The sequence below is a fragment of the Shewanella sp. Sh95 genome (assembly GCF_001308045.1).
Lineage (GTDB): Bacteria > Pseudomonadota > Gammaproteobacteria > Enterobacterales > Shewanellaceae > Shewanella > Shewanella xiamenensis.
On the sequence record NZ_LGYY01000033.1, the window covers coordinates 45,665 to 67,444 of the forward strand.

20 protein-coding genes, 1 tRNA gene, 2 rRNA genes and 1 pseudogene are annotated in these 21,780 nt (G+C 47.9%); 9 read left to right on the forward strand and 15 right to left on the reverse strand.

The features are described 5' to 3' along the window. Nucleotides 1-29: 29 nt before the first annotated feature. The 4 genes and pseudogenes from AEA42_RS02925 to AEA42_RS02940 form a co-directional block, all read right to left on the reverse strand. Nucleotides 30-1,058: a LacI family DNA-binding transcriptional regulator gene (locus AEA42_RS02925; protein WP_055646921.1), complete on the reverse strand. Its 1,029-nt coding sequence runs from the start codon at nt 1,056-1,058 to the stop codon at nt 30-32. Between the two features lie 88 nt (nt 1,059-1,146). Continuing rightward, a pseudogene (locus tag AEA42_RS02930) lies at nt 1,147-2,595 on the reverse strand (MFS transporter). Nucleotides 2,596-2,619: 24 nt separating this feature from the next. Beyond that, a complete protein-coding gene (locus AEA42_RS02935; protein WP_037427995.1) occupies nt 2,620-3,084 on the reverse strand; it encodes an NlpC/P60 family protein in 465 nt (154 codons plus the stop codon). Between the two features lie 115 nt (nt 3,085-3,199). Next, nucleotides 3,200-3,937 (reverse strand): sulfite exporter TauE/SafE family protein, encoded by a 738-nt coding sequence (locus AEA42_RS02940; RefSeq protein ID WP_055646922.1) that lies wholly within the window; start codon nt 3,935-3,937, stop codon nt 3,200-3,202. Nucleotides 3,938-4,070: 133 nt separating this feature from the next. Here AEA42_RS02940 and AEA42_RS02945 point away from each other — a divergent pair, with 133 nt between their 5' ends. The 5 genes from AEA42_RS02945 to AEA42_RS02965 all read left to right on the forward strand — a co-directional run bounded on the left by AEA42_RS02945 (nt 4,071) and on the right by AEA42_RS02965 (nt 9,068). Next, nucleotides 4,071-4,997 (forward strand): pirin family protein, encoded by a 927-nt coding sequence (locus tag AEA42_RS02945; RefSeq protein ID WP_055646923.1) that lies wholly within the window; start codon nt 4,071-4,073, stop codon nt 4,995-4,997. A gap of 228 nt (nt 4,998-5,225) precedes the next feature. Beyond that, the gene (locus AEA42_RS02950; protein WP_055646924.1) at nt 5,226-6,272 is read left to right on the forward strand and encodes an ATP-binding protein; all 1,047 of its coding nucleotides are present in this window, start codon (nt 5,226-5,228) and stop codon (nt 6,270-6,272) included. Then, nucleotides 6,273-6,962, forward strand: a complete 690-nt coding sequence (locus AEA42_RS02955) for a response regulator transcription factor (protein ID WP_037416162.1) — start codon at nt 6,273-6,275, stop codon at nt 6,960-6,962. It abuts the gene before it with no gap. Nucleotides 6,963-7,006: 44 nt separating this feature from the next. After that, entirely contained in the window at nt 7,007-7,705 is a 699-nt protein-coding gene (locus tag AEA42_RS02960) for a TrkA family potassium uptake protein (RefSeq protein WP_037416157.1), read from the forward strand. Between the two features lies 1 nt (nt 7,706). After that, complete coding sequence (locus AEA42_RS02965) at nt 7,707-9,068, forward strand: TrkH family potassium uptake protein (RefSeq protein WP_055646925.1); 1,362 nt, start codon at nt 7,707-7,709, stop codon at nt 9,066-9,068. Nucleotides 9,069-9,526: 458 nt separating this feature from the next. Here the strand turns inward: AEA42_RS02965 and AEA42_RS02970 are convergent, their stop codons facing one another. The 6 genes from AEA42_RS02970 to AEA42_RS03000 all read right to left on the reverse strand — a co-directional run bounded on the left by AEA42_RS02970 (nt 9,527) and on the right by AEA42_RS03000 (nt 15,306). Continuing rightward, nucleotides 9,527-10,447: a hypothetical protein gene (locus AEA42_RS02970; protein WP_055646926.1), complete on the reverse strand. Its 921-nt coding sequence runs from the start codon at nt 10,445-10,447 to the stop codon at nt 9,527-9,529. An 898-nt stretch (nt 10,448-11,345) separates the two neighbouring features. After that, nucleotides 11,346-11,666 (reverse strand): hypothetical protein, encoded by a 321-nt coding sequence (locus AEA42_RS02980; protein WP_055646928.1) that lies wholly within the window; start codon nt 11,664-11,666, stop codon nt 11,346-11,348. A gap of 20 nt (nt 11,667-11,686) precedes the next feature. Next, nucleotides 11,687-12,871: an NAD(P)/FAD-dependent oxidoreductase gene (locus tag AEA42_RS02985; RefSeq protein ID WP_011715342.1), complete on the reverse strand. Its 1,185-nt coding sequence runs from the start codon at nt 12,869-12,871 to the stop codon at nt 11,687-11,689. A 237-nt stretch (nt 12,872-13,108) separates the two neighbouring features. Next, complete coding sequence (gene gpsA / locus AEA42_RS02990; RefSeq protein WP_055646929.1) at nt 13,109-14,125, reverse strand: NAD(P)H-dependent glycerol-3-phosphate dehydrogenase; 1,017 nt, start codon at nt 14,123-14,125, stop codon at nt 13,109-13,111. 4 nt (nt 14,126-14,129) lie between these two features. Beyond that, nucleotides 14,130-14,615, reverse strand: coding sequence for a protein-export chaperone SecB (secB, locus tag AEA42_RS02995; protein WP_011620882.1), 486 nt, complete (start codon nt 14,613-14,615; stop codon nt 14,130-14,132). Between the two features lie 256 nt (nt 14,616-14,871). Further along, nucleotides 14,872-15,306: a rhodanese-like domain-containing protein gene (locus tag AEA42_RS03000; RefSeq protein ID WP_037414466.1), complete on the reverse strand. Its 435-nt coding sequence runs from the start codon at nt 15,304-15,306 to the stop codon at nt 14,872-14,874. Between the two features lie 265 nt (nt 15,307-15,571). On the opposite strand from AEA42_RS03000, the gene gpmM reads away from it, so the two are divergent. The 4 genes from gpmM to AEA42_RS03020 are packed head-to-tail and all read left to right on the forward strand — an operon-like array spanning nt 15,572 to nt 20,282. After that, nucleotides 15,572-17,116: a 2,3-bisphosphoglycerate-independent phosphoglycerate mutase gene (gene gpmM, locus AEA42_RS03005; RefSeq protein ID WP_055646930.1), complete on the forward strand. Its 1,545-nt coding sequence runs from the start codon at nt 15,572-15,574 to the stop codon at nt 17,114-17,116. Between the two features lie 10 nt (nt 17,117-17,126). Beyond that, nucleotides 17,127-18,260, forward strand: coding sequence for a peptidoglycan DD-metalloendopeptidase family protein (locus AEA42_RS03010; RefSeq protein WP_037414470.1), 1,134 nt, complete (start codon nt 17,127-17,129; stop codon nt 18,258-18,260). A 48-nt stretch (nt 18,261-18,308) separates the two neighbouring features. After that, complete coding sequence (locus AEA42_RS03015; protein ID WP_055646931.1) at nt 18,309-19,514, forward strand: S41 family peptidase; 1,206 nt, start codon at nt 18,309-18,311, stop codon at nt 19,512-19,514. A gap of 12 nt (nt 19,515-19,526) precedes the next feature. Continuing rightward, complete coding sequence (locus tag AEA42_RS03020) at nt 19,527-20,282, forward strand: divergent polysaccharide deacetylase family protein (protein ID WP_055646932.1); 756 nt, start codon at nt 19,527-19,529, stop codon at nt 20,280-20,282. Here the strand turns inward: AEA42_RS03020 and AEA42_RS03025 are convergent. The 5 genes from AEA42_RS03025 to AEA42_RS03045 form a co-directional block, all read right to left on the reverse strand. After that, nucleotides 20,257-20,712: an Rrf2 family transcriptional regulator gene (locus AEA42_RS03025; protein ID WP_037431159.1), complete on the reverse strand. Its 456-nt coding sequence runs from the start codon at nt 20,710-20,712 to the stop codon at nt 20,257-20,259. The two genes, AEA42_RS03020 and AEA42_RS03025, sit on opposite strands and share 26 nt — an antisense overlap. A 21-nt stretch (nt 20,713-20,733) precedes the next feature. Further along, nucleotides 20,734-20,988: a YkgJ family cysteine cluster protein gene (locus AEA42_RS03030; RefSeq protein ID WP_011624688.1), complete on the reverse strand. Its 255-nt coding sequence runs from the start codon at nt 20,986-20,988 to the stop codon at nt 20,734-20,736. Between the two features lie 306 nt (nt 20,989-21,294). Next, a tRNA-Asp gene (locus AEA42_RS03035) sits at nt 21,295-21,371 on the reverse strand. 35 nt (nt 21,372-21,406) lie between these two features. After that, a 5S ribosomal RNA gene (gene rrf, locus AEA42_RS03040) occupies nt 21,407-21,522 on the reverse strand. Nucleotides 21,523-21,687: 165 nt separating this feature from the next. Beyond that, nucleotides 21,688-21,780: ribosomal RNA gene (locus AEA42_RS03045) — 23S ribosomal RNA — on the reverse strand; the annotation flags it as partial.

The following is a 21,780-nucleotide window of genomic DNA, read 5'->3' on the forward strand; positions in this document are numbered from 1 at the left end:
AGCGCCTTTTGCACTTAAAAATCAATATATTAACAGCTTTTACCTAAACGTAATTCATACCCTAATACCTGAGCATGTACAGCATCGTCGATAAACATCTGCGCCGCCATTTGGCCTTTTTGTTCAGAGTATTGATAAACCGTAGTCAGCGGAGGATTCGAGCGAGTCGCCTCATCAATACCATCAAACCCCACTACACGAATATCCTCAGGGATCGCTAATCCCATCGCCTGCGCCTCACCCAGCACACTAAGAGCAATTAAGTCACTCATGCATAAAAATACGTTGGGTCTTGGGGTCGAATTTAGCGCCTCCTTGGCCGCTATCCGTGCATATTCCGCATTACTTTCAGGAATATTCCAAATCCGATCATTGCCAAGGGTGACACCCGTTTCCTCAATCGCCTGTAAGTATCCCTGCAACCTCTGGTGTGCAATCGACATATCGATTTCGAGCAAATTCAAATCGTAAACTCGGCAGGTTAAATGGGTATCGAGCAGTCTTAGGCCTAATATTGCAACCTGATCGGTAGGTGATTTTAATGCCAATTTTGCCACTTCATAGGCGGCTAACTTATTGTCAATGCTGACAGCGGCGTTGCGGTGGATATCAAAATCCACTGTAACCACCTTTTTCTTAACCTGTTTCAATTGCTCGGCAAGCAAGGCATTGCGGGGGCGACCATAACAAATAAACCCATCCACAAAATCTGCCACCGCATTTACACTGTCAGAGCTGCCCGAAAACAGCAATAAGTTGAGTTTTTCCCGCTCCAATACCGAAGCCACCCCCTTCATAAACTTACTGGCGACAGGATCGGACACCATATATTCAACACTATCGGACAATACCAACGCGACGGTATCAAATTTGCCTCGGCGTAAGGATTGCGCCGCCTTGTTTGGGCCAAAGTAACCCAATTTAGAACAGGCGGCTAAAATTTCGTTGCGGCGTTTTTCCGATAGTTGATCGGGACGATTAAAAGCATTAGAAACAGTGGCGTTAGAGACACCTAGCTCGTTAGCTATGCTTTTTAAGGTCCAGTTTTTAGTTGTCATGCAGAATTCCTGGCAAAGAATGGGGTCACAGCGGAAGCTAACCTATCGCAAATACTACACAGCTTAAATCCGTCGTGCACCAACAAATCTACTCATGATCCCTAAGCGCTGTGGCGGGCGAGAGATACCCTACAATCGCAGAGCTGAGCGCCACCAAGGCCGCCGCGATAAAACCCCATTGGAAGGCGTGATGCACAACCTCAATGGGTAGCTTTTTTATCGCCGCAATCCCCACCTGCGCCCCTTCGAGCGGTAACAAGCTATATAGCAACAGGCTGAATAAGGCCGTACCAATTGCCGCGCCCATGGAGCGACACAAGGACACCATAGCGGTAATTTGGCTTAAACGCGCCTTGCCCGACACACTCTGCACAACTAACTGCACGCTGGGCATCACGGTTCCTAACCCTATGCCCACCAGCACACCTAATCCGCCAATAAGATCCGCATTGGGCGGGACTCAACCGATAGAGAGTAAACCGATAGAAGCCAGCCCCATCCCGAAGGTCGGCAACCATTTAGGTGCTACATCTCGGCTCAACAACCGGCCCGCAATAGTAGAACCTGTCACTATACCAAAGGTCATTGGTATCAATAGCAAGCCCGTTTTGGCCGGATTGGTTTGCAGACCAACCTGTAAGTAAATGGGTAAAAAGAAGATCATCGCAAACAGACAGGCGGCAAACAGCGCAGCGGTTAATAGCGGCATATAAATGGCTTTGTTGGCGAGTAAATCCAGCGGCAAAAAAGGACTCTCACGCTGACGCTCCCACCACAACAGCAAGGCGGCGCCCACAAAGATAAATCCGATAAAGCCTAAGCTTGTGGCCGATAGCCAAGCAAAGTCTTGCCCTGCCACAGACAACCAATACAGCAGCGCCGTAATGATAGAAGGAAATAACAGCACGCCAAGCAAATCAAACCGACCCAGTCGTACTGGTTTAATACTCTGTTTATGCAAGCGATTAAGTCGCCAAACCGCCAGCATAGCCAAGGGAATATTCGCCCAAAATAACCAGTGCCAAGAATAGGCATGCACCACAAAACCACCAATCACTGGGCCGCCAACACTGGCGAGGGTAAACATAGCGGCAAAATAGCCCTGAAAACGCGCCCGTTGCCGTATCGGCACCAATTCCCCCACAAGGGATTGGGACAGACTCATCAGCCCGCCACCGCCGAGGCCTTGGAGAATCCTTCCGGCAATCATATGGTCCATCGTCCCGGCACTGGCGGAGACAATTGAGCCTAACGCGAACACCGCCAAGGCAATCATCAAGATTTTGGCGCGGCCAAAGTTATCCCCCAGCCAGCCATAAATAGGTACACTGGCCGCCATTGCCAACATATAGCCGATAGTGATCCACGAGGCTTGCCTGAGGCCGCCAAGATCTTCCACTATGGCTGGGGTTGCGGTGGCGAGTAGGGTTTGATCGACCGCCGCCAAAAACATGGGTAAGAACACGGCGGAGAAAATCGCCAGAAAAACCGAAGTGGGTAGAGGCTCATGTTGGGACGAAGCAGACGCTGGGGTCATAGAGTCTCTACCTGTGATTAAGGCTTAAATTCGCCTTGCATTCCAATACTTTGATGCCCAATAGCTATTAAGTAGGCTCGAAATTTTTACCCCTTGGCTCGTCGAGACATGGAGGAAATTATTCCCGCCCACATAAATGCCGACATGGTGCGTGCTCCAGCCAGTTTTAAAGAACACTAAGTCCCCCTTACGCAGTTGATCCCGCGCCACGGGTTTACCAAGTGCTTGCTGCTCCTCCACTGTACGCGGCAGAGTCATACCCAACATTTTTTGGTAAGCGACCGACACAAAGGCCGAGCAATCGATGCCTTTCTTGGTCGCGCCCCCCAAACGATAAGGTACGCCGCGCCATTCGGAATGCAATTCGGCGATATTGCTATCGTTCCAAACGGAGACGGGTTCAACTTGCTTAACCACAGGCTTAGGTTCTGGCGCGCTCGCACAGGCACCAAGACCTAAGGCTAAGATAACTATCAGTAATCGTTTCATTAGCGTAAAACTCATCGCGGGCAATTCTTGCGTAATATCGGGTGCTATCAAAGCGATAACTAACATACCGTGAAAAAATCGATGGTAACAGCCTAAGCTAATCTCAAGCTTAAAACTATAACGCCGTCCACAATAAGCGAATACCCACCAGCACCATTAAAATCAAGATGATGCGTTTAAACAACCTATCGCTGATCTTATCTTGGATCGACAACCCCAGTTTTACCCCTAACCAAGCCAAAGGCGCAAGTAACAGAGAAATCAGAATGTTACCTTGATTAATTTGCCCGAGCAGACTGTAGGGCACTAACTTAATCAGATTCACCACCGCAAAAAATACCACTGCCGTGGCTAAAAACTCTGGTTTGGCCAAACGTAACGGCAGCAAATAGGCATTGAGTGGCGGCCCGCCTGCATGGGCCACAAAGCTGGTAAAACCTGCGGTTAAGCCGCAGAGTCGTCCCACCAAAGGTGAAGGGGTCGCTTGGGTTTTATCCCCTAAAACCAAGCCATAAAGACCAAACCCTAAGGACACACAGCCTAAAATCGCCCGTAAGTAATCTTCGTTTAATCGGTCGAACAACCAATAGGCGATACCTATACCCACAATCGCCGCGGGTAAGAGGATCCATAATTGGCGTGGATTATGTTGGCCCCACCACGAACGAACACTTAAAAAATCCATATAAATCAGCAGTGGTAACATGATTGCCGCCGCTGTCGCCGGGCTTATGGCTAGCGCTAACAGGGGCACGGTCAAGCCACCGACGCCGCCGGCAAAACCCGATTTAGAGATCCCCGTAATCAACACCGCAGGAATCGCCACTAGCCAAAAAACAGGGTCTGTTAACATCCCTTATTCCCAATATTGCGTTAAAGTCATTAAGGTCGAGCGTGAGTAACAGACCTTGAGGGCGATAACACGCCTCGCTGCACCAGCATAAATGTTAAATCTATCCGTGTCTAAATGAAGATAAGGAGTCGATATGAGTCAAATGCAAACGTCGCCGTTTTACGGCGGCCCAAGGGAATGCCCCGTCGAAGATGGGCGGATCCAAATCCAACATATAGCCTCCAAAATCGGTGATGTAGGCGGGATACCCGTAGCGCGGGCTATTCCGCAAAAACCGCGTCGACTCATAGGCCCTTGGTGTTTTCTGGATCATATTGGTCCTGTCACCAACGGCCCCTTAATGAATGTGGGCGAGCATCCCCATATCGGCCTACAGACCTTCACTTGGATGCTGGAGGGGGAAATCATGCACAGGGACAGCCTAGGTAGCGCCCAAGTGATCCGCCCTAAGCAAGTCAATCTGATGACCGCAGGCCATGGTATCGCCCACACCGAAGAGTCCGTCGAAGGTCATCGCACTATGCATGCGGTGCAGCTATGGATTGCGCTACCGCTGGAACACAAAGACACAACCCCGAGGTTCGACCATTATCCCCAGCTGCCCACTTGGCAGGAGGCGGGCGCTGAATTCACCCTATTGATTGGCTCGTGGAAGGATAAACAAGCGCCCACACTACACTTTTCGCCAATCGTCGCGCTCGATATCTTCGCCACAGAGGCCACTCAACTAACACTTCGGCTCGATCCGCGATTTGAATATGGCCTAATGCCGCTTGAGGGCCGATTCGATATCGACGATGAATCCTTTGATAACAATAACCTCGCTTACCTTGGCATGCTGCGCGAGAGTATAACGCTCGACCTTCACCAAGGCGCACGTTTACTGCTGATTGGCGGCGCGCCCCTCGCCGACTCTGTCAGTATCTGGTGGAATTTTGTCGGCTACAGTAAGGAAGATATCGCCAGTGCCCAAGCCGATTGGGAGGCCAAGTCCCCACGTTTTGCCACTGTGCCGGGTTATAGCGGCAAACGCTTAATGCCGCCGCCCATCCCTTGGTAATCCCAGCCGTTCATGCGTTAGCGCGAGGTAATCGAGCTAGATTACCTCGCCTAATGGAGGTATTTGCAGCCACTATCTAATGCAAGTTGGTGAGTAGAACAGACTGCCTGATGTAAATGCCAGACAACATTCACACGCCAAGCCACAGAAAATTTTACGGATTTTTTACGCGCTATCCCTACAGGCCTTTGCTAGAGTAGCCTTAACTTCAGCAATGCCTTAGCCATTATGACTTTTGCAAACACAGCCTCCATCAACCAATACTGGCGCACGCATCCCGCGTTATTTACCGCCATGTTGTTAGTGGTAACGTTAATAACTAGCTATTTTATTGATGTATTTTCAGGATCAGCCATTGCTGTGCTGCTTATCCTGCAATTAGCCGTGATCGCCGTGGCCCTGCAATGCAGCGCCAACTATGCCTACTTTGTGGCCGTGTTTGGCGCCGTCAGTTTCAATTTTTTATTCACCACACCGCGCTATTCGTTACAGATGTTCAACGTCGAAGACATAGTCAATCTAAGCGTATTTTTGCTGGTCGCCCTTACTAGCAGCAAATTGGCTGAACATTACCGCCGCCAGCAGCATGCACTCGAACAGGCGCAGCTCAGAAACAGCATTTTGCTCTCGGTCTCCCACGATTTACGCACGCCCCTTGCGACCATTATCGGCACCTTAACCACGCTGAAGGAATACCAAGCCAAGCTCAACCCAGAGCAAACTGAGGAGCTTATCGACTCGGCCGCCGCCGAGAGTCATCGCCTGCACCAATATATCGAAAATCTTTTGCAAGCCACTAAGTTACAACATGGTGCGCTCAAATTTAGCCTAGATGAAGCCAATCTACGCGAAGTGCTACAGCGCACTATCGCTCGCTTTCAAACTGAGCAACCCAGAATCAAAATTCATACTGAGCCAGAGCTACCACCATTAATGATTTGCAGCTCTTTGATTGAACAGGCGATTTTTAATGTGCTCGATAATGCCCTGCATTATTCCCCCACCAACCAGCCTGTGATCGTAAGCCTCTATCGCCACCAAGATATGCTGCGTATCGATATTCAAGACTTAGGACAAGGCATAGCCCCATCTCAAAAGGAGGCGATTTTCGAACTGTTTTACCGCCAACATCCCTCTACCGATGGCGGAGCTGGATTGGGTCTGCCTGTCGCCAAAGGGATTATTACTGCCCATAACGGGCGTATCAGTGCCGAAAATGTTGCTCAAGGCAGCCTGATCCGCATCGCGTTACCGATAACGAAGGAAAGTGCATAAATGGCTTACAAGGTGTTAGTGGTGGATGATGAGCCACAAATCCATACCTTTATGCGGATCTCACTTGAGGCGGAAGGCTTTGAATACATAAGCGCCACCAGCATAGCCACGGCGCTCAAACAATACCAAAGCCACCAGCCGCACCTTATCGTGCTCGACCTCGGCCTGCCCGATGGCGATGGCATCGAACTACTCCATGCACTGCGCCAGCAAGATAAGACCCCCGTGTTGGTTTTAACCGCCCGCGATCAGGAGGAAGAAAAAATCCGCCTGCTCGAGGCCGGTGCTAACGATTATCTAAGTAAACCCTTTGGTATCAGGGAATTAATCGTGCGTATCAAGGTATTAGTCCGTGACCTTGTGGATACCTCAAACACTATCGATATGCTGCAATTTGGCCCGCTCACCCTACAAAAGAGCAGCCATCAATGCTGGCTTAACCAGCAGGAAATCGCCCTCACCAAAAAAGAGTTTGCCCTACTGGTTCAGTTAATGTCCCACCCTGGGCAATTGCTGAAACAGAGCGAACTGCTGCGCAATATCTGGGGCGAAACTCACCAAGAAGATAGCCATTATCTGCGGATTTTAGTCAGCCAACTGCGTAAAAAGCTTAACGATAGTGACGAACAACAACTGATCAAAACCGAGCCTGGTTTAGGGTATCGACTCACCGACCTCGGCCCGCCGTAGGCCAGCTCGCCTCACTCTTTAGCTCAACCACACAAGGATATGAAATGGCACATTTTACTGTCATCGGATTAGGCCGCTTCGGCGTTGCTGTAAGCAGAGAACTGATCCACTTAGGTCATACAGTTACGGGTGTCGACAATGACCACAAAGCTGTTGAAAAATATGTAGAAAGTCTTACCGAAGCGGTGATTTGCGACTGCGCTGATGAGGCGTCGCTGCGGGAACTCGATCTTACCAGTAGTGAAGTCGTGATTGTCGCTATCGGTTTTGATATGCAATCGAGCCTGCTGTGCACTCTGGCACTTAAAAATCTCGGCGTGCAAAATATTTGGGTTAAAGCCAGCAATAAAGCGCACCACACCATATTGTCTAAACTCGATGTCGCGCGAATTATTCACCCCGAGGAAGATATGGGGATCCGCGTCGCCCAGTCGCTAAACTACCCTATGGTGAATAACTTTCTCGCCATCGGCGATGGGCTCTATATTGTTGAAATCCATATTAAAGCCCATTTACATCAAGTCACAGTTGGCCAACTACTAGGGAGCCTACAAGAGAAAAACACCGATGAGCAAACCAACGTACAGCGCAGCCCTAAAGGCAAAGTCACACCGCTGATGGTTAAGCGCGGGCAGAGTGTATTTAGCAAGATTGATAGTGACTTTAGCCTGCACACTGAGGATGCTCTATTCCTCTGCGGTAGCCGTGCCGAGTTAAAACAGCTCGCATCAAGGTTGGTGTAACGTGGTTCAATGGCATCCTTCGCTCACCCTAGAGCACACACCGAAAACCAGTAAAAAACTCTTTGGCGCGCCGCCCTTTATCTTAAGTGCAAGCTTTGCTCTGCTAATCTTGGTCGGCACTTGCTTGCTTAAACTGCCTATCGCCACCGAGTCGCCCATTACTTGGCTGCAAAGCCTCTTTACCGTGACCTCGGCGGTGACGGTCACAGGGCTAGTTGTTGTCGATACCGGCAGTGTGTTCACGCCCTTTGGCCAAGTGATTATCGCGCTGTTAATTCAATGCGGCGGCCTAGGCTTGATGACCTTTGCCATTGTCACTCTGATAGCACTGGGCGGTAAGATAGGTTTCTTGCAGCAAACAGTGGCGAAAGAAGCGTTTAATCAAACTGATACCTCTACCTTAGTCTCGACTGCTAAGGCCGTACTGGTGTTTTCGCTATTGGTTGAAGCCGTGGGTATGCTGATTTTATCTGTCTACTGGAGCGGCGAATTGGGTTGGCAAACTAGCCTGTTTCACGGCTTCTTTTATACCATTAGCGCCTTTAATAACGCGGGTTTTGCCCTAAGCCCAGATAGCTTAATCCCTTATGTCGCAGACCCAGTTATCAACCTCACTATCACAGGTTTATTTATTGTGGGCGGCCTTGGGTTTTCGGTGTGGATTGATCTTAAACGCAATAAACGTTGGTCGAAACTCACCGTTTACAGCCGTATGATGATTACCGGCACCATATTGATCAATGCCGTGGCCGTGATAGCCATTTATCTGATTGAGTACAACAACCCCAACACCCTCGCGCCCTTAAGCGAACTCGGCAAATGGTTGGCCTCTTGGTTTCAGGCCGTAACCCCGCGCACCGCAGGCTTTAACACCCTACCCATAGACCAACTCGAGGATGGTTCCACCCTATTGATTTTAGTGCTGATGTTTATCGGCGGCGGCTCCCTCAGTACCGCCAGCGGCATTAAAGTCGTGACCTTTATGGTGTTAATCCTCGCCACCTACGGCTATTTACGCCGCGATGAAGCTGTGTATGTGTTTAAGCGGGAAATCCCCAAAGACACCATTAGCAAGGCACTCGCCCTAACGACGATCTCCATCGGCGTCACTTGGCTGGCAATATTCGCCCTCGTGCTCACCGAAAAAGCCCCAATGATGGATATCGCCTTCGAAGCCGTATCCGCCCTCGGCACCGTCGGGCTATCCCGCGGATTAACAGGCAATTTATCCAGTGCAGGCCAAGGAATTATTATCTTTATGATGTTTATGGGGCGCCTAGGCCCACTAATGTTGGCCTACTTCCTTGCCAACCCAAGGGTAAAAAAGCTGCGCTATACAGAAACCAAATTGGCAATTGGGTAAAGATTGATTGGTGGCACAACAAATTTACTGATAATCAGAGAGTTGTAATCTTGAGCCAGTGGGATGGTCGAGTTGGCTCTGAAAGCGCTGACTTATAGGCGAATCATGGCATCTGCTCGACCGCCCAGTCTGATGTGAATGGATTCACGAATGCCGCGATAGCATGGATGCCAAAAAGCGGTCATGGGGCAGACGGTCATCTATCTAATCGCCATCACTCGCCTTTTTAGTATTAGCGTAATCTGTAAGTTTCAAATAAATACGTAGTATGTTTGAGATATTTCCAGGTTAGATCGTCAGTTCTAACACATGATTTTCGGATAAAATTTTGACGGGTTAACATCCATAAGTAGTAAGCAACGCATTACAAAATGCTTCCGGATTGTGTCATAAACAAAAAACGAAAACCAAAACTGTCACGCGTTGCGAATCTACTTGAATTGGTTGTTATCAGGTAACTACACTTCTTTGTAAATTTTCTCTCTTTCTACTTCAGATAACGATATTGGCACTATTCTCAATAACCCTCTTAATATTGATGGTTCGAAGAATTCTTTCAATAGTTCGAAATTACGTTGAACACGATTCCTATCGTCATCTTCCCCTTCTACATCGACAAGTATTAAATTTAAATGTGCATTTGCATTCTTGAGTTTATTGTACAAGTAAATTTTATTCAGCATTAAATACACTCGCTCACGAGTCATCATCGCAGATACACGAGCAATTTTAATTTCTATGAATATCTCACTGTCGCCAGTATTTATGTAACCATCGAAAATTGGCTGGGTATTACTTATCGCATCTATACCACTAAATTGAGTAACCAGTTTGGCCTCTTTGATTAGGTCCAGACTAGTTAGATTTCGAGCGGCCAGAAACTTATCAAACGCGATATCTTCAAGTTTTTGAAGATTTATTCTTCGACGAGTAGGTCTAACACGTTCAGGACTTTCATCATTTTCTTCTGTGCGTTTTTCTGTTATTTCATCTGGCGTCGCTTTTTCAACCCCGATAGCTTTTGCTATATCAGCTGGTGAAAGACCAATAATATTTGTACTAGTTTGGTGCTGGTTTATAGACGTAACAACATTTACTAGTTCTTTCCTTAGATCGGTGTTCTCATTTTTTAACTTTGCAATAGACTCATCTTTTTTAACTACTTCCTTCGATAAGCTAAAGAGTTTTCCTACACTAAATTGATCAAAAGTTTCACTGAGAACAATTACGACTAGCAAAATCACCAATGTGATCATACCTGCTGAAATCGCTCCCTTAGAACTCTGGGATAACAAGCTGTAAGATATGATCCAAACAATGAAGGCTGCTAAGCCAACAATTAAGCATCTTACAAAATAATTGACTTTTTTATCACTCATGAATTACCTATTTTAGCCTTGTAACGTCTTATTATTTATGCGCTGTTTGCAGGGCATAAATCGCTTGTTGGACTTGGCCGCTGCCACATCCATGTCAATTGGTATAAATGATGCTATAGGAATTTGCTTTTTTGCGGTAGCGGTTTTTATACGGTTCGATGGGTAATTACTTGATATTGTTCTAGCTTTCTTATGCTTTTACGCTTATTTTTTGCAGATGAATCGCTATCTAACGACTCAAAACTCCAAGGAATACACCTCCCCTCGGAGTTGCCGCAGGGCGAATAGACAAATTGCGTGAGTCTCGCCATGGATGGCGAACTAGCTTTCGCAGGTGCAGGGACGCATCCTTCGGAAGCGATAGCAAATTTGTCAATGAGCACAAGGGGCTTTCAACTCCGTTGGGGGGGCGTCTTGGAGCATCGAGGGGCGAAGGCCAACGGCCGTTTTGAGCGCGAGATAGGGATATCGAGCTGGCAGTTTAACATGGACGTTTTTGATAGGACGAGCAGTCCTCCTTGGTCGGGTGTGGGGTGAAGCCCCACGATTTTGATTAAAGCATTCAAGCTACGAAAAGATGGGATACATAACTTCTAAGTCGAACCATCAACTTTTCTATAGGCAAAGCCTTACTTGGCCTATTCCCCTTTTGAACTGCGAAACACAATTTGGGGCAAAAGCCTTTAGCCAGATGAACAGTTAAATGATCGTTAAAATTGCCATTGTTGCAACAGTGTCCGTTGGCGGCATTTACACTTCCATGTATTGCAGATGCCGACGTCGAACCTATAGGGATACTTCTTGTAAAATAAAAGGGCGGCGTGTCACTGGGGAAACAGTGACAATGTATACAACGCCAATTGCCTTGAATTGTTATGTGCAGAAAACAAACCTAAATTTACGTATTCCACCGCGCTAACTGAGAATTTCCCAATATAAATTCGATCTCATTTTGCGACAGTACATTTGCATCTTCAGATTCAAGCACTTTAATATCTAAATGACATCCCATATTGGCACAAAAGAACTGTACTATTTTCAATCTAAAACTAGTAAGTTCATTCACTTCTAACTCTTTGCTTGCGCTACTTAGCAACTTGAGAGCATCAGCTCTTATACGGACGTATTCTTCATCAACCCAATGTTCATCCGAGTCATCCTTAAAATTGTTATGACAAGCGATTTCTAGTTCATTTAATTTTTCTAAATATTTCTTCAAACTTTATTGTCCCAAACAGACTAAACCGCTTGTCCAGCCGCAACGCCAGATGCCCAGGCCCATTGAAAATTAAACCCACCTAACCAACCACTTACGTCCATCACTTCGCCGATAAAAAACAGGCCGGGGACTTTTATGGCTTCCATGGTTTTGGAGGAGAGTTCATGGGTATCCACACCACCGAGAGTGACTTCAGCGGTGCGATAGCCTTCGGTGCCATTCATTAAGACTGTCCAGCGGTGCAGATCGTCGACTAACTTGGCGCGCTCTGCATGAACCAGCTGATTTAAGGCTTTGTTGAGTAAAGCCTCATCGAATAACACTTCCACCAGCCGCTTAGGTAACCACTGGCTTAAGGTATTACGCAGACTCTGTTTAGGATGTGCGGCCAGTTGTTGCTCTATGGCCTGTGCGGCATCCATATTGGGTAATAGATTGATTTCTATAGTTTCGCCCGCTTTCCAATAGTTGGAAATCTGCAAAATAGCGGGGCCAGATAAGCCTCTGTGGGTAAAGAGCAAGGCTTCGCTAAAGGCGGTGCCATCTTTGGCGGTAATGCGGCTCGGTACGGCTATGCCCGACAGCGGTTCGAAGCGAATTTTATCTTCGCTGTGCCAAGTAAAAGGCACCAGACCCGCGTGGGTAGGCAATACCTTAAGCCCAAACTGCTCGGCCAATTGATAGCCGTAGGGGGTGGCGCCGAGTTTTGGCATGGATAAACCGCCAGTGGCGATCACTAAGGAGTCGCAACTTAACTCGCCATTTGAGGTGTTTAGCTCAAAGCGGCCAGCCTCGGTTTTGCTCACCGCCAGAATATCGGTGCGCAGTTTAATGCTCACACCCGCCCATTCGCATTCGGTCAGCAGCATAGTGACTATCTCTTTGGCCGAGTCATTACAGAACAGCTGGCCATGGTCGCGCTCGTGGTATTCAATGCCGTGGCGCTCAACCAGTTCGATAAACTGTTGCGACGGATAACGCGCCAACGCGGATTTGACAAAGTGTGGGTTGCCACAGATAAAGTTGGCGGGTTCGACTTTCAGGTTGGTAAAGTTACAACGGCCACCACCGCTGATAAGGATTTTACGCCCAGCCTGCTTGGCATTATCGAGTACCAGTACATCACGACCTCGGTAACCCGCTGTTGCAGCACACATTAATCCTGCGGCGCCGGCTCCGATAATAATTACATCATGATGTTTCACACTTATACTCCAGTCGATAAATTGATTTGGCTATTGCCATCATCCCAAATAGTTCAAAGACTGAGTTACGCTATTGGTCTTTGATATTGGGGTAGATATTCCGCGTTCAGCATCCAGCCTTAATGGATACAGCCAATGCAGACTGCTGCCAGTACATTAAGGCGATAGCGATCGGACATAAAAAAGGGCGCTATTTTAGCACCCTTTATTTTATTCAGCATCATCACGACTCGCGCTTTATTGCGCTGGCGTTTCTGATTTCTTTTCTCTGCTGAGCAGTTCTTTGGCGGCATCCAAGGGCGCTTTGCCTTGGTATAACACTTGGTAGATTTGCTCGGTGATCGGCATTTCGACGCCCATGCGCTTCGCCAGGGTAAACACTTCTTTAGTATTGCGATAACCTTCAACCACTTGGCCAATTTCGGCCTGGGCGGTATCCACATCGCAGCCTTTACCTAAGGCTAAACCAAAGCGGCGGTTACGGGATTGGTTGTCGGTACAAGTTAACACTAGGTCGCCTAATCCAGCCATGCCCATAAAGGTGGCAGTACTGGCGCCTAAGGCTTCACCTAAGCGGGTTAACTCGACTAAACCACGGGTGATTAACGCCGTTCTGGCATTAGCACCAAAGCCAATACCGTCTGACATCCCCGCACCAATCGCGATAACGTTCTTCACCGCGCCGCCTAATTGCAGGCCGATAAAGTCGTCGTTAGCGTAAACACGTAAGCGTTTAGGGCTGTGCAGCAATTCCACTAGCTCAGCGGTAAATTTCGGACAAGTGCCCGCAACCGAAATCGCCGTAGGTAATCCCATGGCTAATTCCTTCGCGAACGTCGGTCCTGACAATACCGCCAGCGGATATTGCTCGCCTAACACATCACGGGCCACATCTTGCAGCAAACGTCCGGTTTCAGGCTCGAGTCCTTTGGTCGCCCATACGATGCGAGCATCTTGGCGTAACAAAGGTTTTGCTTGGGCCAATACCGAGCCAAACACATGGCTAGGTACGACAATCAGCACATTATTGCTGGCCGCTAAAGCTTTGGCTAAGTCGGCTTCGATATATAAACACTCAGGAAAGGCAATACCCGGCAAGAACGCTTGGTTGCATTTATCCTGAGCGAGCGTCTGCATATGGGCAGGATCGTGCCCCCACAACAAGGTCTTATGACCATTGCTGGCTAAAGAGATGGCAAGGGCGGTGCCATAAGAGCCCGCCCCTAACACCGTGATATCGGCAGAGTTTTTCATGTAATTAAGCGTTAGCTTCTTCGGCTGCGGGTGCAGCTGCTGCGGCTTGACGTTGTTGCACGTATTGTGCGAACAGCGCGTCGAAGTTTACTGGTGCTAAGTTCAGTTGTGGGAAAGTACCACGACCCACTAAGCTACCTACAGCTTCACGCGCATATGGGAATAGAATGTTAGGGCAGTATGCACCTAATGAGTGAGCCAGTTGTGGCTCAGTCAGACCTGCGATTGAGAAGATACCCGCTTGTTGTACTTCACACAGGAATGCAGTTTCGCCAGCGTTTTGTGCAGTCACAGTCAAAGACAGAACCACTTCGTATACGTCGTCGGCTAATTTAGCGCTGCGAGTGTCTAAATCTAACTTAACTTCTGGATTCCATTCTTTTTGGAATACAGCTGGGCTGTTAGGTGTTTCGAAAGAAACATCTTTAGTGTAAACACGTTGGATGTTGAATTGTGGGGCTTGTTGTTCGTTGTTTGCTACTTCAGCCATAATTTCCTACCTATCCTATCAATGTTATGCCAGCGCTTTTGTGGCTGGCTTTTTGTCAATTTAGCTCGGGCTTATTACGAGGCCTGTATTAGATCTCAGTACCGTCCCTACTTTCCCTTAACGGGTACTTGTGAAGTCAATCTAAACACTTAATAAAGCCCTTAGTGACTGCAGGATTAGTATGCCAAACAATGATGACGCTACTGCTGCACAATCAATTAACTATGCAGCACAGCGCATAACTGCCGCCGACAACTTATCTTTTGCTTTTTGAAACAGGCATATTCGCTGCCTGCCATTCACCCATACCACCTTTCAAGTTATACAGGTTTTCAAAACCTTGTTTACTTAAAAGCTGAGCCGCTTGAGACGAGGTCATGCCAGCATTGCATACCAGTATAATGGGACTACCTTTAAACTTTTCAAGGGCAGAAACCTGATTATTTTTGATATCCGCGAGCGTAACGTTAACTGCATCAACAATATGGCCCTTGCGGAATTCGTCATTAGAACGCACATCCACGACTTTGGCGTCTTGTCGGTTCACCATAATAGTGAGTTCTTGATGAGTAACATTTTTGATTTTTGAAAAGCTCGATTTGATCACACTGACCACAAGCATTACAAACAAACCCACCCAAGCCAGACTTAGCATAGTGTGAGCCTTAAAAAATTCGATATATTCTTGCATGGTTACAGCCCGTATAAATGGCGAAAAATTCGATAAGGGCACAGAGTATACCCATTGCCTTGGCAGATTGCAGCAGTTTAGTCACAGTTCTAGAACACAGCTCAGCCCTTGCGCCATCTCGCTTCTCTTGGCGCTCACAGAATTCGCTGAAATAGCCATTCGATGACCTTAATCTAGGTAAAGCGCTTTTTCGTACCCCGCTTACGTAGTAATATTTAACCAATTTCAGATTTCTTTAGCTTCCTTAAACTTTAAAGGTATCACCATGACGACAACTAAACGTCCAATCGCGTTGTTGATCCTCGATGGCTGGGGTTACCGTGAAAATACGCATATGAATGCGATTTACCACGCTAACACACCAGTACTCGACCGTCTCAACGCCCAATATGCCCACGGTTTAATTTCAGGTTCAGGCTTAGATGTAGGCTTGCCCGATGGGCAGATGGGGAACTCTGAAGTAGGCCATATCAACTTAGGTTCTGGCCGAATCGTTTACCAAGAGCTGACCCGCATCAGCAAAGCCATTGCAGATCATGAGTTTGAACAAAACCCAGCCCTTTGTGATGCCGTCGATGCGGCCATCAAAGCCGGTGGTGCAGTGCACATTATGGGTCTGCTCTCTCCCGGTGGCGTACACAGCCATGAAGAGCATATCGAAGCCATGTGCCGTATGGCAGTAGCGCGCGGTGCCACTAAAGTGTACTTACATGCCTTCTTAGATGGTCGCGATACCCCACCTCGCAGCGCCAAAGGCAGCCTAAGCCACTTTGATGATCTGTTTACTACATTGGGCCATGGCCGTATCGCCTCGATTATTGGTCGTTACTTTGCTATGGACCGTGATAACCGCTGGGACCGCGTGTCACAGGCTTACTCACTGATCACCCAAGGCAAGGCGAAGTTCCAATACGATAACGCTGTGACCGCGTTAGAAGCCGCTTACGAGCGTAACGAAAACGATGAGTTTGTGTCGTCTTCTGCCATTACCGATAGCGAAGGCAAGGTTGCCAGCTTGAACGATGGCGACGCGCTGATTTTCATGAACTTCCGCGCCGACCGAGCTCGTCAAATCACCCGTAGCTTTATCAATGCCGATTTCGACGGTTTTGAACGTGCAGTGACGCCAAAGGTTAACTTTGTAACGCTGACCGAATACGCGGCTGATATCAAAGCACCTATCGCTTATCCTTCTGAAAACCTAGTAAATACCTTAGGTGAAGTGCTGCAAAATCGTGGCCGTACTCAGTTACGTATCTCCGAAACTGAAAAATACGCCCATGTGACCTTCTTCTTCAACGGCGGTAAGGAAGAGCCATTCAACGGTGAAGATCGTATCCTGATCAACTCACCTAAAGTGGCAACCTACGACTTACAACCTGAGATGAGCTCAACCGAGCTGACGGATAAGTTAGTCGCTGCGATTGAATCCGCTAAATACGATGTGATTATCTGTAACTACCCTAACGGTGATATGGTGGGTCATACTGGCAACTTCGATGCGGCGGTTAAAGCCTGCGAAGCTGTCGATGCCTGTATAGGCCGCGTAGTTGACGCACTGGCAAAAGTGGACGGCGAATGTATTATTACCGCCGACCACGGCAACGCCGAGCAGATGACAGACGAGACCACTGGCCAAGCCCATACGGCGCACACCAGTGAACTCGTACCCTTTGTGTTTGTTGGCCGTGACGCCACCATAGATGAAGGTGGTAAACTGAGTGATGTCGCCCCAACGATTCTGCACCTGATGGGTGAAACCATTCCCGCAGAGATGACGGGTAAGCCCTTAATCCACGTTAAAGAGTAGTTGTTACCTAGTGAGCACTCGACTCCCCGTTAAAGCCAGCATTATTGCTGGCTTTATGATGTTATCTTTCTCGGTCTACGCTTCTGATTTGGAGAAGCGTCAGTCCGAGTTGAAATCCATCCAAGCGCAAATCAACCAACAACAAAGCGCGCTTAAAAACACCAGTAAGCAGCGGGAAAAGTTACTCGCACTGCTACGCAGCGATGAAGAGGCGATTGCGGCGGCAGCCAAAAAGGTCAATAGCACCAAAACCAGTTTGGCGCAGATTGATAATACGCTTGCCGAACTCAAGCAACGCCAGGAAGAGTTAGAAACCCTCAAGGTGAGCCAGCAAAATACGCTTTCAAAACAACTTGCGAGCGCATACCTAGCCGGTAACCACGATTACACAAAGATGATGCTGAATCAGCAAAGTCCCGCCACCATTGAGCGGATGTTGGCCTATTACCAATATCTCAACAAAGCGCGGATGAAATCGATTAACGAGTTAAAACAAACCATCACAGAGCTGGATGAGATTAAAGTCACCCAAACCAGCAAGCAAAAACAATTAACTAAGTTGATGGCCGAGCAACAAGTGCAATCTAAGCGCTTGAACCAAGAACAAGATCAACGCCAATTAACCCTCAATGAATTACAGCGCACCCTGAATACCAAGGGCGCCGAACTCGAACAACTGCAAATTGAAGAGGCCAGCTTAAAGCGGGTGGTTGAACAAGCGCTTAAAGCCATGCGTGACAATCCTTCGATGGAAGGCTTCGATAAACAAGGCGGTAAACTCAAATGGCCAACAAAGGGCCGTGTTACTGCTGGTTTTGGCAGCCCGAGATCGGGCCAAGTGGTGTGGAAAGGCACTATGCTCTCTGCGCCCGAAGGACAAAATATTCGCGCGGTTTCTGGCGGTAAAGTCATCTATGCCGACTGGCTTAAAGGCTTTGGTATGGTGATGGTGATAGACCATGGTAAAGGTTACATGAGCCTCTACGGCCATGCGCAGGCCCTGTTAAAAAGCCCTGGAGACATGGTCAAAACCGGTGAAGCAATTGCTTTAGTCGGACGTTCGGGTGGACAGACAGAGCCTGGCCTATACTTTGAAATAAGGTATAAGGGGCAAGCGGTCGATCCAGCCAAGTACTGTCGTTAATCAGTACTGTCGCTAAGGTGGCCGTCCCCATCAACATCGGGGACGGCTATGAAACATCTAATCCGCAATATCGTCTGCCTTGGACTCGGCCTAAGCCTAGGCCTATCCATTAGCCTCTCCAGCCAAGAGAATGCCAAATCATATCAGAGTGACTTCGACTACCCGCTATTGCAGGATGTATTAGAAACGGTCGAAACCTATTACGTTAAAACCGTTTCCAAAGATGAGCTGGTGCAAGCGGCCATTAAAGGGATTTTTGAGCACTTAGATCCCTATTCCAGCTTTTTAAATCACCAAGAGTTACTCGACTTAAAAGACTCCAATCGCGGCGAATACTTCGGCTTTGGTTTTGAGGTCGCTAGCGATAAAGACCATATTAGCATTATCGCGCCCTTTGCGAACTCGCCCGCCGAACAGGCAGGTATCCAAGCGGGTGACATCATTATCAAGCTAAATAACACGCCAACCACCGAAACCAATCTTGCGGATATCCTCAATCAAATCAAACAACATAGCCTCAGCAATCAGAGTATTCACCTCACACTGAAGCACCATAATGATGACGCTCAGTTCGAGGTATCACTCAAACCAAGCACTATTACGATTCAATCTGTCGCCAGCAAATTACTGGATGGTAATATCGGCTATATTAGGCTCAGCAGCTTTCAAGAAAACTCCACCGAGGATATGGTGCGCAGTTTAAGCCAGTGGCAAAACGCGCATCTTACGGGCTTGATTTTAGATTTACGCAATAATCCCGGCGGCTTGCTGGATCAGGCAATCAAAATTGCCGACCTGTTTCTAGCTAAAGGACGAATCGTCTCTACCTCAGGCCGCTTCTTCGATGCCAATTCCGACTATTACGCCTCCTCCCAAACCATGCTGACCAATGTGCCTATGTTAGTGCTGATCAATAAAGGCTCGGCCTCCGCCTCCGAAGTCCTCGCCGCAGCCCTACAAGAGAATGGTCGCGCCAAGCTGCTCGGTGAAACCAGCTTCGGCAAAGGCACAGTACAAAGCCTGATCCCCATACTGAACGACGGTAATGCCATCAAGCTCACTATCGCCCAGTACAACACACCCAAAGGGGAAAACATCCACGCTATTGGCATAGTGCCAGATATCAAAGTTGCAACCGAAACTGGCCCCAATCAAAAGAATATGGCTATAATCGACGCCATCTCAGCACGAACCGATGTCAGCCAAGACAACATAGTCATTTCCGCTATTTCTTGGATACAACATCATGACTAATAAGAAGAAATAGTGCATCTATTTTATATATTGGCCCTTTTGGCTATCAGTATTGCGCCAAGCAATGCAGCTCAAATCGCCTTGATCATCGATGATATCGGCTATCGTCACACCGACGAAGCCGTGCTTTCACTCCCCAGCGCAGTCACCTTATCGGTGCTGCCACACACGCCGCTCAGCAATAAGCTAGCCAAAGCCGCACACGCCAAAGGCCACGAGATTATGCTGCACTTACCCATGCAGGCGCTCAATGGTAAAGCCTTAGGGCTCGGCGGTTTAACCAACAAAATGAGCGAAGCACAGATACGTAGCAGTGTACTTGCTGCTATCGCCAGCGTGCCCTTCGCTAAAGGTGCCAACAATCATATGGGGAGCCTGCTGACGCAGCTCGATGATCCTATGTTATGGGTAATGGAAACGCTAAAGCAGAAGCAGCTCTACTTTGTCGATAGCATGACCACCAAATTCACTAAGGCGGGAGATAAGGCAGATTTACTCGGCGTGCCACTGCTACGACGCCAACTCTTTCTCGATAATGACGTCAGTGCAACAGCGCTGGAAAAACAGTTTAACTTGATGATAAGCCAGGCTCACGCGCAAGGCAGTTTAGTGGCCATCGCGCATCCTTACCCCGAAACCATTCACTTCTTAAAAACGAACTTAGCACGCCTAAAGGCGGAAGGAATTGAGCTAGTACCGACATCACGCTTGTTGCCCATCGAACTAGCCCATGAGAAAGGCGCTAATCCAACTGTAAGACAGAAATAGTCATATCTGGCAGCAACGCTAGCAACTCATTTCGATTGCTTACAATGTCCTCCAAGCTGTATTGATCGAGCACGCTTAAATACGCCTCAACCGCTTGGGCTAATACGCCCTTCAACTGACAGGCGGGAGTGAAGCGGCAGTAAGGTTTGCTGCAATCAATCGGTGCCAGCGAGTTCTCTAACGCACGAATGAGTTGCCCAAGATTAATCTCGCTCGCTGGTTTCCCTAAACGAAAGCCACCCATCTTACCGCGTATGGTTTCTAGATAACCTAACTTGCCTAAGTGATGCACAATTTTCGAGACATGATTTGGTGACAAATCGAAGACCTCGGTAATCTCTGCGATCCTAAAAAGGGTTGTTCTATCGGGCTGAACCGCCAAATACATCAGCGTGCGAACACCAAAGTCGGTATAGCGTGTTAACTGCATAATTCACCTGTCAGCAATAAACTATTGAGATGTTTGAGATTCAAGGTTTGTGATCAACCAAAGCGCCTCTTCGTTAGAATCCCCACAGACATCTAAAGACGCTTCAAAATCACTACAAACCGCAGGACGATCAGGCGAGCCGAAAATCAAACACAAATTATCATCACTGAGCTGCACACAGCGCTCCCCAGCCGCCTTACCATTTGGCATTCCAGGGATCCCACTGCTAATTGAAGGTGCAATACAACAAGCACCACAGCCTAGGCGACAATTCATTTTATTACTCGTAAAAATTGGTAAACATTATACCGTTTAATTTATCTGTGGGCAGAAACACAGTTCAATACTGCCAAGTGGCGCACAACCACCTCACCCACAAATGAAAAACTGACCTGTCCAGCCGTAAAAATAAGCCGTCTATCATAACGAAAATGACTCAATTCTTTTAATAAAAATGATGGTATCAGAATAGCTTACAAGAATGAGACAGAGTACAACACCGCTGATAGTTAGTCTGAGTAGATTTATCCGGCGAATAAACGAAAAAAGCCTCATCTTCCGATGAGGCTTATTTCTTAATGTTGGCGGAGCGGACGGGACTCGAACCCGCGACCCCCGGCGTGACAGGCCGGTATTCTAACCAACTGAACTACCGCTCCTTTAACTTAAGTTTGCACATTAAGCTAAATTAGGCGCTTGGCGATGACCTACTCTCACATGGGGAGACCCCACACTACCATCGGCGCGATTGCGTTTCACTTCTGAGTTCGGGATGGGATCAGGTGGGACCACAATGCTATTGTCACCAAGCAAATTCGGTTTAAACAAGATTCGAGAGCGCACTCCGTGCTGCTAGATTCTAGGAACTAAAATCTGCTCTTATCTTATTTAATAATTCGGAAAGCTGTATTGAGTATCACTTCTTAAGTGTTTCTATTCGTCTAAGTGCTACTTAGCAAAACCCATCTGGGTTGTATGGTTAAGCCTCTCGAGTCATTAGTATCAGTTAGCTCAACGCCTCACAACGCTTACACACCTGACCTATCAACGTCCTAGTCTCGAACGGCT